The organism is Oceanicaulis sp. (genome assembly GCF_965284345.1).
Classification (GTDB): domain Bacteria; phylum Pseudomonadota; class Alphaproteobacteria; order Caulobacterales; family Maricaulaceae; genus Oceanicaulis; species Oceanicaulis alexandrii_A.
On sequence record NZ_OZ260073.1, the window covers coordinates 1,698,218 to 1,712,844 of the forward strand.

Annotated in this window: 12 protein-coding genes and 1 tRNA gene; 3 read left to right on the forward strand and 10 right to left on the reverse strand. The window is 61.6% G+C overall.

Annotated features, from left to right (window positions below):
* Positions 1-4: 4 nt before the first annotated feature.
* The 4 genes from ACQ66J_RS08385 to ACQ66J_RS08400 form a co-directional block, all read right to left on the reverse strand.
* Positions 5-277 carry an HPr family phosphocarrier protein gene (locus ACQ66J_RS08385; protein ID WP_022701092.1) on the reverse strand — a complete coding sequence of 91 codons (273 nt, stop codon included), beginning with the start codon at positions 275-277 and terminating at the stop codon, positions 5-7.
* Positions 274-678 (reverse strand): PTS sugar transporter subunit IIA, encoded by a 405-nt coding sequence (locus tag ACQ66J_RS08390; protein ID WP_107711753.1) that lies wholly within the window; start codon positions 676-678, stop codon positions 274-276. The genes ACQ66J_RS08385 and ACQ66J_RS08390 overlap by 4 nt, the downstream gene beginning before the upstream one ends.
* A gap of 138 nt (positions 679-816) precedes the next feature.
* Positions 817-2,469, reverse strand: coding sequence for a stimulus-sensing domain-containing protein (locus tag ACQ66J_RS08395; protein ID WP_430431250.1), 1,653 nt, complete (start codon positions 2,467-2,469; stop codon positions 817-819).
* On the reverse strand, positions 2,438-3,142 hold the full coding sequence (locus ACQ66J_RS08400; protein ID WP_375547569.1) for a response regulator transcription factor: 705 nt from the start codon (positions 3,140-3,142) through the stop codon (positions 2,438-2,440). Before ACQ66J_RS08400 ends, ACQ66J_RS08395 begins: the two co-directional genes overlap by 32 nt.
* A gap of 145 nt (positions 3,143-3,287) precedes the next feature.
* On the opposite strand from ACQ66J_RS08400, the gene ACQ66J_RS08405 reads away from it, so the two are divergent.
* Positions 3,288-5,024 carry a hypothetical protein gene (locus tag ACQ66J_RS08405; protein ID WP_430431251.1) on the forward strand — a complete coding sequence of 579 codons (1,737 nt, stop codon included), beginning with the start codon at positions 3,288-3,290 and terminating at the stop codon, positions 5,022-5,024.
* Here the strand turns inward: ACQ66J_RS08405 and ACQ66J_RS08410 are convergent.
* From ACQ66J_RS08410 to ACQ66J_RS08430, 5 genes are all read right to left on the reverse strand, one after another.
* Positions 5,021-5,377: a gamma-butyrobetaine hydroxylase-like domain-containing protein gene (locus ACQ66J_RS08410; protein WP_375547567.1), complete on the reverse strand. Its 357-nt coding sequence runs from the start codon at positions 5,375-5,377 to the stop codon at positions 5,021-5,023. The genes ACQ66J_RS08405 and ACQ66J_RS08410 overlap by 4 nt on opposite strands.
* 3 nt (positions 5,378-5,380) lie before the next feature.
* On the reverse strand, positions 5,381-5,578 hold the full coding sequence (locus tag ACQ66J_RS08415) for a Trm112 family protein (protein ID WP_107711749.1): 198 nt from the start codon (positions 5,576-5,578) through the stop codon (positions 5,381-5,383).
* A 34-nt stretch (positions 5,579-5,612) separates the two neighbouring features.
* Positions 5,613-6,251 (reverse strand): LON peptidase substrate-binding domain-containing protein, encoded by a 639-nt coding sequence (locus tag ACQ66J_RS08420; RefSeq protein WP_430431252.1) that lies wholly within the window; start codon positions 6,249-6,251, stop codon positions 5,613-5,615.
* Between the two features lie 82 nt (positions 6,252-6,333).
* Positions 6,334-7,242, reverse strand: a complete 909-nt coding sequence (trxA, locus tag ACQ66J_RS08425) for a thioredoxin (RefSeq protein WP_430431253.1) — start codon at positions 7,240-7,242, stop codon at positions 6,334-6,336.
* A gap of 77 nt (positions 7,243-7,319) precedes the next feature.
* The gene (locus ACQ66J_RS08430; RefSeq protein WP_430431254.1) at positions 7,320-7,841 is read right to left on the reverse strand and encodes a prolyl-tRNA synthetase associated domain-containing protein; all 522 of its coding nucleotides are present in this window, start codon (positions 7,839-7,841) and stop codon (positions 7,320-7,322) included.
* Positions 7,842-7,982: 141 nt separating this feature from the next.
* Here ACQ66J_RS08430 and ACQ66J_RS08435 point away from each other — a divergent pair.
* A tRNA-Gly gene (locus tag ACQ66J_RS08435) sits at positions 7,983-8,057 on the forward strand.
* 777 nt (positions 8,058-8,834) lie between these two features.
* Here the strand turns inward: ACQ66J_RS08435 and ACQ66J_RS08440 are convergent.
* Entirely contained in the window at positions 8,835-9,524 is a 690-nt protein-coding gene (locus ACQ66J_RS08440) for an SDR family oxidoreductase (RefSeq protein ID WP_430431255.1), read from the reverse strand.
* Between the two features lie 189 nt (positions 9,525-9,713).
* Here ACQ66J_RS08440 and ACQ66J_RS08445 point away from each other — a divergent pair, with 189 nt between their 5' ends.
* Positions 9,714-14,621, forward strand: coding sequence for an NAD-glutamate dehydrogenase (locus tag ACQ66J_RS08445; RefSeq protein WP_430431256.1), 4,908 nt, complete (start codon positions 9,714-9,716; stop codon positions 14,619-14,621).
* Positions 14,622-14,627 lie beyond the last annotated feature (6 nt).

Below are 14,627 nucleotides of genomic sequence, written 5' to 3' on the forward strand. Positions count from 1 at the left end.
CGACCTAGTCGTTTTCGTCAAAGCCGCATTCGACCAGAGCGCTGAGCGCGTCGACCGCCTCTGCGGCGTCATCCCCGTCGGCCTTGATGGTGATTTGTACGCCCGGCCCGGCGGCGAGCATCAGCAATTCCATGATGGAATCCGCGCTCACCTGTTCATGGTCGCGCGAAACGCTGATATCGGCGTCATAGCGGGCGGCTTCAGCGACGAATTTGGCGGAGGCGCGCGCATGCAGGCCACGTTGATTGCAAATCGTGACCGTACGCTCTGTGGTCACGCCGCGCCGTCCAGGATCTGGGAGGCGACGGCGATATAGCGTTTGCCCGCTTCACTGGCGCTTTCCGCGAGCGCGTTCATGCCCAGCCGGGAGCGCGCCTCGGCCAGCTTGATCAGCATGGGCAGATTGGCGCCGGCGATGACTTCGACCCGTCCCTTTTCCAGGAGCGAGATGGAGAGGTTTGACGGCGTGCCGCCAAACATGTCGGTGAGGATGATCACGCCATCGCCCTGATCCGCTTTCTCCACCGCTTCGCGGATGTCATCGCGGCGGCGCTCCATATCATCATCGGGACCGATGGATATGGCGCTGCAGGCTTCAAGCGGGCCGACCACATGTTCAGTGGCGGCGACAAGTTCGTCAGCGAGACGGCCGTGAGTGACGACGACAATGCCGATCATGGTGTGAGACTGGTCCTCAGACGTAAATATACCCCGCCCATGTAAACCCGGTTTTGCGTTGGGCGAAAGCCCTGTGCGACGTGCGTGCAACAGTGGGCTGCACGTGGATGACAGGCGCCGTTTTCGCGCCACACATGCTTATCGAATATAGGCGGGCAGGGTCACCGTGAAACAGGCGCCCAGAACCGTGCCCTGATCATCGAGCCGGTTTGCAGCTTCGATCTGTCCGCCATGCGCGGTGACGATCTGCCGAGCGATGGCGAGGCCCAGCCCGGAATGGGCCCCAAAGGCCGCGCCTTTGGGGCGCTGGGTGTAGAACCGATCAAAAATGGCTTCATGATTGTCTTCGGGAATGCCAGGGCCGTCATCCTCGACCCGAACCTGATGGGTTTGCCCCGGACCGCGCTCGATGGTGATTTTCACGACGCTCTGGGCGGGTGAGAACGTGACGGCGTTTTCGATCAGATTGATGAAGACGCGGCTGAGCGGATGTTCATGCCCGCGCACCCAGTGTCGTTCATTATCGTGACTGACGCTCACGCGCGGCGCATCGGCGTCCGGATCGTTCTGCAAGCTGGCGAGATCATTGAGCAAGACCACGAGATCAATCGTCTCGAGATCTTCCCGCGCCAGCTCGGCGTCCAGTCGTGACGCGTTGGAAATGTCAGTGATCAGCCGGTCGAGACGTTTCACATCGTGCTGGATCACGTCGATCAGCCGGGCGCGTTTGGCGTCATCCTTGGCGAGCGGCAGGATTTCGGAGGCGGAGCGGATCGAGGTCAGCGGGTTTTTGATTTCATGCGAGACATCCGCTGCGAAGGCTTCGATCGCGTCCAGCCGGTCATAGAGCGCATTGGTCATCTGGGTGAACGCGCGCCCCATATCCCCGATTTCATCGCGGCGGCCTTTCATGTCAGGCAGCGGCACGCGCCGTCCGCCGGCCAGACGCACTTCGCGCGCCGCCTCCGCCAGGCGCCGCACAGGCCAGGCGATCTGTATGGTCAGCACCAGCGCCATCACCAGGGACACGGCCGCCGCCACCAGCACATAGGGCAGAATGGCGGCGCGCTCTTGGGCGATCAGAGCGTCCAGGTCGTAGGATTCATAGGTGACGGTGCCGACGACCGCCTGAATAAGCTGGATGGGAATGGTCACCGACACCACGCGCCCGCCATCAGGATCGCGGCGCACGCCCGATTGCGCCTCGCCAGTCTGGAAGGCCTCGCGCACCTCATCGGCCAGAGTGCGATCCAGCGCTTCGCGATCCTGAGCCGAGAGAAAGAGCTGGCCGATCCGTTCCATGAGCCCGCGGGATAGGTCCTGCAGTTTCGAGATCGGGGTGTCGGGCTGGTCGTCAAGCGGCGGCAGCTCGATTTGATCCACATCTCCGGCGATCAGGTCTGAATCCGCAATCCTGACGGGTCCGGGCGCATGCAAGAGGGCGCGCGTTTCGTCCGGCACATAGAGACCTGACAAGCGCCGGAGCACTTCGCGCGCCGCATCGCGGTCCATTTCCGGGCCGGGCGCATCGCCGTAGACTGCGGTCTCGGTGATGATGTTGGCGATGATTTCAGCTTGGGCGGAGAGCGAATCCACCTTGGCGTCCACCAGGCCGCGCCTGTTTTCGGTGATGGCGAACATGCCGCCGATCACAACGCTGAGCGCCACCAGATTGGTCAGGATGATGGTGGCGCCCAGGCGCGACAGCAGGAGCGGTTTGAGCTGGGCTGAGAGGCGCAGGGCGGCGCGGCGCGCGACCTTAAGCCTCCTTATAACGGTAGCCGACGCCATACAGGGTCTCGATGCTGTCGAATGTGTCGTCCACGTCGCGGAACTTCTTGCGGATGCGCTTGATGTGGCTGTCGATGGTGCGATCGTCCACATAGACCTGATCGTCATAGGCCGCATCCATCAGACTGTCGCGGCTTTTCACGAAGCCCGGACGATTGGCCAGCGCATGCAGGATCAGAAATTCCGTCACCGTCAGACGCACCGGCTTTCCGGCCCAGGTGCAGGTGTGCCGATTGGGATCGAGCAGCAATTGACCGCGCTCAATCACCTTATGCTCTCCGGTCTCACCGTCCGCCGAGCCCGCCGGGTCAGCCTGGGCGCGGCGCAGCACGGCCTTGATCCGGCGCGCCAACAGCTGGTGGGAGAAGGGTTTGGCGATGTAATCGTCCGCGCCCAGGTCAAGACCCAGCGCTTCATCGAACTCGCCATCCTTGGACGTCAGGAATATCACGGGCAGGTTGGAGGACTGACGCACGCGGCGCAGTAGCTCCAGACCATCCATGCGCGGCATCTTGATGTCGAAGATCGCCAGATCGGGCGGCGTTTCAGTTAGATGCGGCAGCGCCTCGGCGCCGTCCGTGAAAGTGCGCACGTCATAACCCTCGTTCTCCAGAAACATGGAAACGGAGGTGAGGATGTTTTCGTCGTCGTCCACAAGGGCGATGGTCGCCATCGTTCGTATCCTGTCTTCTCTCGGTCAAACCGATGTCTATAGCGCTTCATACTATTTGTTGCGCAAGATCAAGCAAAGACATGGTTACCTAGGGTTAAGGCCGGTAGTGCATTACTGTCCGAAACTGCTGGGGAATGAGGCGGAAATGGCGCACGAAGACGTCCATTACGAGGTCTTTCTGAAGAAAAACGTGAAAGCGTCCTGGACCTTGGTCGAGGCGCTGAAGGATCGTAATGCGGCCATGGGGCTGGCCAAGAAGCTGCAAACCAACCATTCCAGCGGGTCGATCCGTGTCGTGCGCGAGGTCTGGGATGCGGAATCGGGCGGCTTTCGGGGCGGATCGATTTTTGAAGTCGGCCCGGAAAAATATGCGGGCGAAGAGAAACCCGCCGAAGCGAGCATTCCATGTCTGACGCCGGATGACCTATCAGGGCCTGCGGCGCGCGACACATTGCGCCGGGCCTTGTCAGACTGGCTTGAGCGCTCCCAGGTCTGCCCGATGGAGTTGCTGCATCGGCCTGACCTTATCGAACAGCTGGACGGGTCTGATACGGACTTGCAGCACGCTATTCAAAAAGTGGCGATCGCGCGGGCGCAGAACAGCGATGCCTCGGTGCACGCCTATGTGCGTCTGATCACCGAACTGGTCCAGCGCGGTATCGAGCAATCTCGCAAGGAAGCCAAGGCGGGCGGCAAGCCGCCTCGCGGCAAATCTTTTGCGGAAACCGCCAGCCTGGTGGCCGGAAAGTCTGCGCCGGAAAAACAGATGCGCCGCGCCATCGCGGATCAACTGTCTCAATCCTACGACATGGGCGAGAAAGTCCGGCGTTTGCTCGACATGCATGACGACCTGCCAGAAGACGAGCAGGCGCGCGCACTGGCGGCGACGCATACGGACGCCTTCATGGCTGAAATCCTGTCCTTTGATTCCGCCCTGCGCCGGGTTCTGGGCGATACGGTGGATCTGGGCGACGAAGTTTTGCGCCTCACAGGGATTTACGAAGGCGCGCCTGACAGTCCCGATCTCAGCCGGGCGCCGGACACAGCGCGCAGGCTCGCCAGCCAGATCAAGCAATCGTCTTTGCCGGCTGCGCATGATGAACTGGCTCAGCAAATTCTGGAAAAACTGCGCGCGCCCAAGCGGTTCCGCCCGCGCTCGGTGATGGCGGAGATCGAGCTGGCCCGGAAGCTCGCCCAACGCTTGATCGTTTCGGCCGGGCAAAACCTCAATCTCAATCCCGATGCGCTTGTGGACGCCTTCACCCACCGATCGGCGCGGTTGTTGCAGCCAGACGCCATCGAGGAAGCTCTGTCGGGCGCCCATACGCCGGTGGACCAGATCGAGCGCCTGTTCGCGATGGAAGACCATCTGGTGGGCGAGGAGAACAAGAAGAAGCTCGCCAGCTATATCCGCGGCAAGGTTCAGGCGAACACCACCGTCAATTTCTTCCTGCGCGGCGCGGGCCAGCCGCTCGAACGCCTGTCACAAGTGACCCATCTTCAGGCGCGCGCCATGAAGGGCGGCTTTCCCAAAGCGGACAAGCGCGAACTGGTTGAGGCGTTTGATACGCTGGGACTGGCGATTCTGGACGCGACAAAAGTCATGGACCGGGTGGCGGGATCGAACGCCCCAGTGCTCGACCGGGCGGCGGCGCTGCTCAAGCTCGCAGCCACAGGGGTGCTGCCCGAAGGGCGGTGCCGGTACGATGCACAAGCGCGTGCAGTGCGCATGATGGAAAGCGATGAGGGTCGGGTCGCGGCGGCGTCGCCGGGCGGAGAACAGAAAATGCTGGCGGTGCAGCAATTGCTGGCGCAGCTGGCGCCGCCTGAAACCCAATGTGCTCCCGAACAGGGCGCGCCTGAAGAGGGCACAGCCGCCTAGCGCGCCAGGCCTGCTGTTTTCAGCCGGTCTTTATAGGCGCTCAGCAATGCGTCGCTGTTCTCGCCTAACTCGCGCAGATAGTCCCAGGAGAAAATGCCGCTGTCATGGCCGTCGTCAAAGCTTAGCCGCACAGCATAGCGGCCCACCGTATCGGCGGCTGTGACCCGGACATTTGACTTACCAGGCACCAGCTTCTTCTGATCGGGGCTGTGCCCTTGCACTTCAGCGGACGGGCTTTCCACGCGTAGCAGTTCGAACGGGATGACGTAGCGCGCCCCATCGTCATATGCGATGTCCAGCACGCTGTCTGAGGCTTTGAAGCTGAGACGGGTCGGCCAGGGGCGATCACTCATGGATCAATCGTCCAGATTGCGGGCTTCTTCAGGCAACATGATCGGCACGCCTTCGCGGATCGGATAGGCGAGGCGGGCCTGTTTTGAGACCAGCTCATTGGCCTCGCGATCATACTCGAGCGGGCCGCGGCTGACCGGGCAAACCAGGATCTCCAGCAATTTGGGATCCAGAACGGCATGTTCAGATTTCACATCACTCATGGCACAACTTCTTACGCGGGCCTCTGGCGGGCGTCTAGCCTGCCGAGCCGCTTGAGGCTTGGCTGAGGCTGTCCTGCATCAGATTATCGAGCAGTTCGGCCCGCTGGGGGATGGAACTTGCTTCCAGCAGGCGTTGCTTGGCGGCAGGATCAAAGGGCGCCGCCATGGCCGTTTTGTTGATCACCAGAGACAACGGCGCCTGTTCCAGCGCCGGCCAGTCGGTTTCGATCCCGACCAGGTTGAAATAGGCGTGAAGCCGATCCAGAAGGCCCGCCACTTCGATCATCGGCGTGAGATGGGCTTCGACCAGGTCTTGAGTGAAGGGACGGTAATCGGCGCGCGCGACGCGATAGGGTTTGCGCACATCCAGCTCTTCATCCACAGCGAAGCGCATCACGCCTTCCAGCACCATCAAATAGCGCCCGTCGGAAGTTTCCTGATGACTGACGATGCGTCCTGCGCCGCCGACCTTTTCAAGAGCGGGCTTGTCGGACGGGCCGCTTGGCGAAGGCTGGATGACGCCGATGAAACTGTCGCCCGCCAGGGCGTCATCGACCATGTTCAGATAACGCGGCTCGAAGACGTTCAGCGGCAGATGCTCCCCCGGCGGCAGGATGCAGCCGCGAATGGGGAAGAGTTTGATCTCGCTCGGCGGATTGATGATCTGGGACATGGAAGGTCGCTCTTCATGCTGTCGAGTTTACCCAGATAGCCCGATCGGGACCGCAGTCGAGCGCTGCAGCCCCGAGATGGGTTCAGGAAAACAGGATGGATGAGAGACGGCGGCGGCCGTTCTTGGCCAGCTCGGACCCGGCGCCAGCGGATTCAAACACGCGCAGCAATAATTGACGCGCGGCGGCGTCATCATAGTCGCGATCCATCGCAATCGACTCAAGAAGCGCCTCCGCTGCGCCGTCCATGTCGCCTGCGCCCAGACGCGCGCGGCCCAGAGCGTGCCAGGTCCCGGCGTCGGGCGTGCGCTGAACCGCTGCTTCAGCCTCGCTGACCTCTGGCGCGTCCTGAGCTTCGCCGGCGAGCTCCATGGAGGCGCGCACGGCGGCGATGGCGGGGGCGGATTTCAGCGTTTCGGGGGCATTGTCCAAAATGGCCTTGGCCTGAACCGGATCGCCGCCCGCCAGATGCACGCGCGCCATGCCGGCGAGGGCTTCGGCGTTTTCCTTGTCCATCTGAAGGGCGGTGGCGAAGTCTTGCGCCGCGCCGCCCAGATCGCCTTGGTCCAGAGCCTCCTGCGCGCGCTCCACAAGGGCGGTCACTTCTTCTTCGGACACTTCGCCCGTCATGCGGTTGATGAAGTCATTAACCTGGCTTTCGGGGAGGGCGCCCATGAACCCGTCGACCGGCTGACCATCCTTGAAGGCGATGACGGCGGGAATGGACTGGATGCGTAATTGGCCCGCAATGCCGGGATTCTCGTCGATATTGACCTTGACGAGTTTCACCTTGCCGCCTGCCTTGCTGACGGCGCGTTCGATCGTCGGTCCCAGCTGACGGCACGGTCCACACCAGGGCGCCCAGAAATCCACCAGAACCGGCACGTCCTTGGACGGTTCGATCACATCGGTCATGAAGGTCTGATCGGCGCCGTCCTTGATCAGGTCCGCGCCAGCGGGCGCTTGATGACTGTTCGTTCCAAAATTTTCCATGACTGGAGTCTCCTGCAGGGAGCGAAAATGTTTTCTCTTAGGTGGCCGCTCCAGCGCCGCGATGCAAGCGCATCCACTCACTCCTCCAAGGTCACAATTTCCGGAACGCGGCCCAGCGCTGTGAGAAACCGCACAAGATCGCTCGAGCGAATGGCGGTAGTGGCGTCGTTCTTCAGCGGATGGAAATTGACGATGTCGTGACTCATGAGCGCCTGATCGAGAACGAAGCGCACCGTGTGTTCAGGGTCATTGATCAAGGCGAAGGCGGTTACGGAGCCCGGCGTCACACCCAGAGCTTCTTCCAGCAATTCAGCCTTGCCGAAGGATAACCGTCCGCAATCCAGCGTCTTGTGCAGCTGTTTGAGCGCGATTTGGGTGGATTGCAGGGCCGAGATCAGGATCAGCGCGCCCTTCTTGTCCTTCAGAAACAGGTTTTTCGTGTGGCCGCCCGGCATTTGGGCCTTGAGGGCTTCGCCTTCATCGACGGTGAAGATGGGCGCATGCTCGTGTGTTTCATGCCGGATGCCGAGTGCGTCCAGATACTCAAACAAGGCGTGGCGCGTGGCGGGGCGGACGGGAAGCGGGGGCGTTTGGGTCATGGCGTCAGCTCAACAGGACACGTTTGATGAGGCAAGCTGCGCATATACTGCAAAAGCTGTACAGGACAGGCTTGCAAAACGAACTTCGATAAGCGATATACCCGGCCTCGGCGCAAGCCGGACCCTGTACGCAGGTAGTGAGCGGGCGTAGCTCAGGGGTAGAGCATCACCTTGCCAAGGTGAGGGTCGTGCGTTCGAATCGCATCGCCCGCTCCATTTTCTTCAGACGACCATAAGGCTTGTACCTGCAGCCGGGCATCATGCCCGGACAAGCCCCCAGTCGCCGGCCCGTGGGCCGGCGAAACGCGTTTGAGGCTGCGTCTGCTGTCCTTGCCTCCAAGCAAGGATGGATGCAGACCGCGTATCAGGATGGACTTTGCGGGGCGGATCAATCGTCAGCCTTCCCCCGAGGCGTCAAACGGCACCCAATCCCTCTGGACCGCCTACGGCTTGATCCGCCCCGCCCCATCCCTGCGCACAGTGTTTCTCCAGTGGAAAGACACATTTCACGCAAGCGTGAGCTCAGGTGTGTGGCAAACGCGGCTGCCGCGTCCCATATGTGAATACGCCAAGGACGGATCGGGGCCCAACGGTCTCCTCCCCAACCGGAAGGCTCCGGAACGTTACTGCGTTTCATCGCCTCCCCGCGCCGTTCTTGGCCAATTGGCCACACGCCGAAAACAAGAAAAGAAAGAAGGTTCAACCATGGCCCGCGCCGTATCACTGGTGATCGCAACTGGAATTTTTCTGACTGTCAGCCTCGTCGCCGCTTGCGCTTCGGGCAATGGTCTCTACATCAGCTCTTGATGAACGAGATTCGCTGAAACCTGTCAGTGAGCGTTACAGGCCTCAGAGTGCGTCCCCCCAGCCTGCCCGATGAGGCCTGCAGGCGCCGCCGGACATGCCTGTCCCCGTCCGGCGGCGCCGCTTAAAATAAAAAAACCCCGCAGCCTCGAGCTGCGGGGTTTTTCATGTCCAAAAAGAGCGAACGTCCTACCAGGGCAGATCTTCGCCGCTGACATGGAAGAAGCGGCCGCTCATCGCCGGATTGGCGCGAGCGATCAGGTCAAGCTGTGCGCTGACCGCTTCGGTGGGCGTCAAAAGGCCGTTCGGCCCGCCCATATCGGTGCGCACCCAGCCCGGATGCAGGGTCAACACGACGACACCCTTGTCCTTGAGGTCGATGCTGAGCGATTTGCCCACCGCATTCAGCGCCGCCTTGGAGGCGCGATAGGCGTATCGGCCGCCGCTGTCATTGTCCGCGATGGAGCCCATGCGGCTCGATTGCAGGGCGATCACCTTGAGCTGGCTTTGGGCCACCTGATCGGCGAACGCTTCCGCCAGCGCCAGCGGCGCCAGCGTATTGACGCGAAACGTGTCCAGAAAGCCGTCATTGGCGGCCTCGCCGAAAGATTGTTCTTTCGGCCCCATGACGCCGGCATTGGCGAACAGAATGTCGATCGGACCCTTGACTTGATCCTTGAGCGCCTTGGCGGCGTTCAGATCGCTTGCGTCATAGGCCAGGATGTTCAGTCGGCCATCGCCGGGATCAAGCGCCTTGAGCGCATCGGCGCTTTCGGGGTCGCGCACGGCGGCGCTGATGGTCCATTCACGCTTAAGAAGTTGGCTGACATGCTCAAGGCCCAGGCCGCGATTGGCGCCGGTGATGAGAGCGTGGGGCATGGTCGTCTCCGATACGGAAATCTGTTGTTTTTCTAGCCTGGAATCAAGCACAGCCATGATTGCAGGTCTAGCCGCTCAGTACCGCTTGAACCCAGCGCCTGCGGGAGTAGGCTGCGAAGCATATGTTCAGCCTTTTTCGATGAACATTGTCCACCGTCCACCTCTTTTCCGTTTCAGGAGCCCTCGATTATGAACGCCGTGGTCAGCGTCAGGCACGCTTATGACAGAGAGGCCTTTTTAAAGGCCGCACGCAGCCGGTTTGAAGCGGCGTTTGGCGAGAACGGACCGGATTCAGACAGTTTCCTGGACCAGCTCTGGGGCGATGCGCTGGCCGATGACCTGGCGAGCGTGAGCGATCAGGATGCGATTTCGCTGGCCGAGGAATTCTGGCGCTATGGCGCAGAGCGCAACGCGGACAAGATTCTGATTCGTGTGCGCACCGCCCATGGCGCGGACGGACGCAGCCTGGATCGCGATATTCTTGAAGTGATTGGTCAGGACCGGCCGTTCCTGGTGGATTCGGTGATGGGTGAGATCGCAAGCCAGGGCTTGGACGTCATGGCGATGTTCCACCCGGTGGTGCGGGTGCGTCGCGGTGAAGACGGCGCGCGGGTGCAATCAGGCGGTCGTTGCCTGAACGAATCCATGATCCAGGTGCATCTCGACCTGCTCAGCGACGATGTGCGCGAGCGTCTGGAAGCGGGCGTCCGCGCCACGCTCGACGATGTGCGCGATGCGGTCGAGGACTGGAACGACATGCGCGCGGAGATGGACGATGCAATCGACCATCTGACGAACGCCAACACGTCAGCGTCCAAGGAAGAACAAGAAGAAGCCGTCGCTTTCCTGCGTTGGCTGCGCGACAACCATTTCGCCTTTCTGGGCAGCCGCACCTATCAGTTCGATTTCAACGCTGACAGCGAGACCTCGCACAAGCCGGAAGTGAAGTCGGAATCCGGGCGCGGCGTTCTGCGTGATCCCGACCGCAAGGTGCTGCGCAAAAGCGCAGAACCGATGATGCTGACCCCGGCGATCGAGGCCTATATGCGCGCGCCGTCGCCGGTGATCGTGGCCAAGGCGAACATGAAGAGCCGCGTGCATCGCCGGGTCTACATGGATTATATCGGCGTCAAACGGTATGACGCCGACGGCAATGTGGTGGGCGAAACGCGCTTTGTCGGCCTGTTCACCGCCGAGGCTTATGACCAGATGGCGCGTGAAGTGCCGCTGATCCGCCGCAAGGTCCGCCGCGTGCTCGACAAGGCGGCCAAAGCGCCGGGCTCGCACTCGGCGAAAAAGCTGCAGAACATCGTCGAGAACTATCCGCGCGACGAGCTGTTTCAGACCGACGAACAGGATTTGCTGGATATCTCGCTGGGCATCTTGCACCTGCACGACCGCCCGCGCACCAAGCTGTTCATGCGACGCGACCAGTTTGACCGCTTTGTCTCCTGCCTGCTGTTTGTGCCGCGTGATCGCTATAATTCGAAAGTCCGTGAATTGGCGGGCGAAACCATCCGGGCGGCGTTCAATGGACGCCTGTCGGCGTTCTATCCGCAGTTCGGCGATGCGCCGCTGGCGCGGGTGCACTTCATCATCGGGCTTGATCCGTTCAACCATCCCGAACCCGACCCGTCCGAACTGGACCGTGAGATCGCCGCTCTGGCGCGGACCTGGGAAGACGAGCTGCACCAGGTGGCGCGCGCTTCAGGTGAGGCGGATTTGCGCCGCGCCGTGACACGCTATCTCGACGGGTATTCCGCCGGCTATCGCGAGCGGTTCAACCCCGAAGAGGCGCTGGCCGATATCGGCCGGATGGAGCGCGTGACAGAGCGCGGGGAGACCGCCGCGCGCGCCTATCGTGTCGAGGGCGACGCGGATGACCGGCTACGCGTGAAACTCTATCGCTGCGGCGAGCCGGTTGCGCTGTCGGGCGTCATGCCAGTGCTTGAGAATCTGGGTCTGCATGTGCTGGCCGAGGCGGGCTATTCGGTGCACCGCCACTCGGAAGCAGGTGATGACGCTGTATGGGTGCACGAATTTGAAGCGTCGCTGAACGGTGAGAGCGCCGAGAAGGTTGAAACGGAAGCGGTGGCGTTTGAAGACGCGCTGCTGGCCGTGCTGGAAGGCCGGACCGAGGATGACGGCTTTAACAAGCTGGTGCTCGGCATCGGTGTGAGCTGGCGTGAAGCGGCCTTCCTGCGCACTGTGGCGCGGTATCGCCAGCAGACTGGACTGGACCCGTCACAGTCCATTCAGGAAGAGGCGCTGGCGGAAAACTCCGAGATTGCGCGCGGCCTTATGGAGCTGGTGAACACCAAGTTCAATCCTGATCTCGACTTTGGGGGTGAGAGCCGCGAAAGCCACGCCAAGGATGTCAGCAAGGCCATCCGCATCCTGCTGGAGCGGGTGGAGAGTCTTGATCATGACCGGGCGCTGCGCCGGATGCTGCGCCTGATCGAAGCGGTCTTGCGCACCAACTTCTTCCAGACCGACGACCAGGGGCGGTCCAAGCCCTGGATCTCGATGAAGATTTCCAGCCGGGATGTACGCGAACTGCCCGATCCCAAGCCTTATCGTGAGATTTTCGTCTGGAGCCCGCGCGTTGAAGGCGTGCATATCCGCTTCGGCCCCGTCGCGCGCGGCGGCTTGCGCTGGTCGGACCGTCGCGAAGACTTCCGGACCGAGGTGTTGGGTCTGGTGAAGGCCCAGCAGGTGAAGAACGCGGTCATTGTGCCGGTGGGCTCCAAGGGCGGCTTCTATCCCAAGCAATTGCCAGATCGCAGCGATCGCGACGCCTGGCTGGCGGAAGGCCAGGAAGCGTACAAGACCTTCTTGCGCGGCCTGCTCGACATCACAGACAACCTTGTCGACGACGCTGTCAAACGCCCCGACAATGTGGTGTGCTGGGATGACGAGGACCCGTATCTGGTCGTCGCCGCCGACAAGGGCACGGCCACCTTCTCCGACATGGCCAATGGCGTGGCCCAGGACGAGTATGATTTCTGGCTCGGCGACGCCTTCGCTTCGGGCGGATCAGCCGGCTATGACCACAAGAAAATGGGCATCACAGCGCGGGGCGGCTGGGTCAGCGTTCAGCGCCATTTCCGTGAAATGGGCAAGGACATCCAGACTGAACCGTTCAGCGTCATCGGCGTGGGCGACATGTCCGGCGACGTGTTCGGCAACGGCATGCTCTTGTCCAGAACAATCCGGTTGATCGCCGCGTTTGACCATCGCGACATCTTTATCGACCCGAATCCGACTGATACCGAGAAAACCTGGCAAGAGCGCAAGCGCTTGTTCGAGCTGGGTCGGTCAAGCTGGCAGGACTATGACAAATCCTTGATCTCCAAGGGCGGCGGTATTTTCCCGCGTTCGGCCAAATCCATCAAATTGTCCGACGAGATCCGCGAACTGACCGGGCTGGCCGGCAACACCGCTTCGGCCGCCAATCTGATCCGCGCACTTCTGAAAGCGGATGTGGAGCTGTTGTGGTTCGGCGGCATCGGCACGTACATCAAGGCGTCCTCCGAGCAGAACTACCAGGTCGGCGACAAGGCCAATGACGCCTTGCGCATCGACGGCAGGGAGCTGAACACAAAAGTCATCGGCGAGGGCGCCAATCTGGGCGTCACCCAAGCGGCTCGCATTGAATACGCGCGCAATGGCGGTCGGGTGAATGCGGACTTCGTGGACAATTCAGCGGGCGTCGACAGCTCCGACCATGAGGTCAATATCAAGATCTTGCTCAACCCGATGATGCGTGAGGGCTCGATGAAGCTCGAAGACCGCAACACCTTGCTTGAATCCATGACCGATACGGTCGCCGATCATGTGCTGGAGCACAACTATGATCAGACCCTGGCGATCACCATCGCCAAGGAACATGCGGTTGAAGACCTGGATGCCCATGAGCGGATGATGGAGCGGCTGGAGCAGGCGGGGCGTCTGGACCGGAAAGTTGAAGGTCTGCCGGCGCCTGACCAGATCCGTGAGCTCAAGGATCAGGGCCAGGGCCTGACGCGGCCTGAAATCGCGGTCCTGATCAGCTACGCCAAGATCGCGCTGTTTGATGCATTGGTGGAATCCGATGTACCCGATGACGCGCATTTCAACCGCTCTTTGGTGACCTACTTCCCTGACAAGCTGGAGAAATTCTCCGACGCCATGCAGGGCCACAGGCTGAAGCGCGAGATTATCGCCACGCGCCTGGCCAACGACATGGTCAATCTGGGCGGGCCGACTTTTGTGAACCGCGCCATCGAAAGCACCAGCGCGGATATTGCGGCGATCGCGCGCGCGTTTGAGGCGGGGCGGAGCATTTTCCGCTTCAAGGATTATAGCGACCGGATCAATGCGCTGGACAACAAGGCCCCGGCCGAAGTCCAGATCGCGCTTCATGATGAGGTGATCCGTCTGCTGCGCCGTCAGACCTATTGGCTGTCGCGTCGAACTTTGGGGCAGGACGCTTTGCCGATTGCGGACGTGATCGCGGCCTATCAGCCTGGCGTGGACGCGTTGAAACCGCTGGTGACCGAGATCGCCAGCCCGTTTGATTGCGAAGCATTGGAGAGCCGGTTCCAGTCTTATGTAGCGGCTGGCGCCCCTGAAGATATCGCCCGCGATGTGGCGCGGCTGCGTCCGCTGACCTCGTCCTCGGATGTGATTGATCTGGGCAAGTCGGCCGATTGGCCGTTGGCGGCGGCAGGGCGGCTCTATCACGCTGTGGGCGCCCGCTTCCTGTTTGATCAGTTGCGGGCGGCGGGCAATCAGCTCTCCTCCAATCTGCACTGGGACCGCTTGGCCATGCGTCGTCTGATCGAGGATCTGTATGGCAGCCAGCAGGCGATCTGCGAGGGCATGATGGCCTACGCCAAGGCGGAGCGGCCGGATCTGGTCAAGGATCTCAGCGCGCCGGATGCGAATTGGGCGTCAGAGGTCGTCAGCGCGTGGGCTGAATCCCAGAAGCTGATGGTGGCGCGCGCCGACCGGGCGCTGGAGGAAATCACCGCTACGGGTGGCTGGACGCTGTCGAAAGTCGCGATTTGCTCGACGCAATTGCGCGAGCTCGCGGCGACCGTGGACAAGAGCTAGCCAGAG

What these genes read in the sequence shown, in the direction of transcription:
- ACQ66J_RS08390 (WP_107711753.1), bottom strand. Translation starts at nt 678, where the DNA reads ATGATCGGCATTGTCGTCGTCACTCACGGCCGTCTCGCTGACGAACTT.
- ACQ66J_RS08395 (WP_430431250.1), bottom strand. Translation starts at nt 2,469, where the DNA reads ATGGCGTCGGCTACCGTTATAAGGAGGCTTAAGGTCGCGCGCCGCGCC.
- ACQ66J_RS08400 (WP_375547569.1), bottom strand. Translation starts at nt 3,142, where the DNA reads ATGGCGACCATCGCCCTTGTGGACGACGACGAAAACATCCTCACCTCC.
- ACQ66J_RS08405 (WP_430431251.1), top strand. Translation starts at nt 3,288, where the DNA reads ATGGCGCACGAAGACGTCCATTACGAGGTCTTTCTGAAGAAAAACGTG.
- ACQ66J_RS08410 (WP_375547567.1), bottom strand. Translation starts at nt 5,377, where the DNA reads ATGAGTGATCGCCCCTGGCCGACCCGTCTCAGCTTCAAAGCCTCAGAC.
- ACQ66J_RS08415 (WP_107711749.1), bottom strand. Translation starts at nt 5,578, where the DNA reads ATGAGTGATGTGAAATCTGAACATGCCGTTCTGGATCCCAAATTGCTG.
- ACQ66J_RS08420 (WP_430431252.1), bottom strand. Translation starts at nt 6,251, where the DNA reads ATGTCCCAGATCATCAATCCGCCGAGCGAGATCAAACTCTTCCCCATT.
- trxA (WP_430431253.1), bottom strand. Translation starts at nt 7,242, where the DNA reads ATGGAAAATTTTGGAACGAACAGTCATCAAGCGCCCGCTGGCGCGGAC.
- ACQ66J_RS08430 (WP_430431254.1), bottom strand. Translation starts at nt 7,841, where the DNA reads ATGACCCAAACGCCCCCGCTTCCCGTCCGCCCCGCCACGCGCCACGCC.
- ACQ66J_RS08440 (WP_430431255.1), bottom strand. Translation starts at nt 9,524, where the DNA reads ATGCCCCACGCTCTCATCACCGGCGCCAATCGCGGCCTGGGCCTTGAG.
- ACQ66J_RS08445 (WP_430431256.1), top strand. Translation starts at nt 9,714, where the DNA reads ATGAACGCCGTGGTCAGCGTCAGGCACGCTTATGACAGAGAGGCCTTT.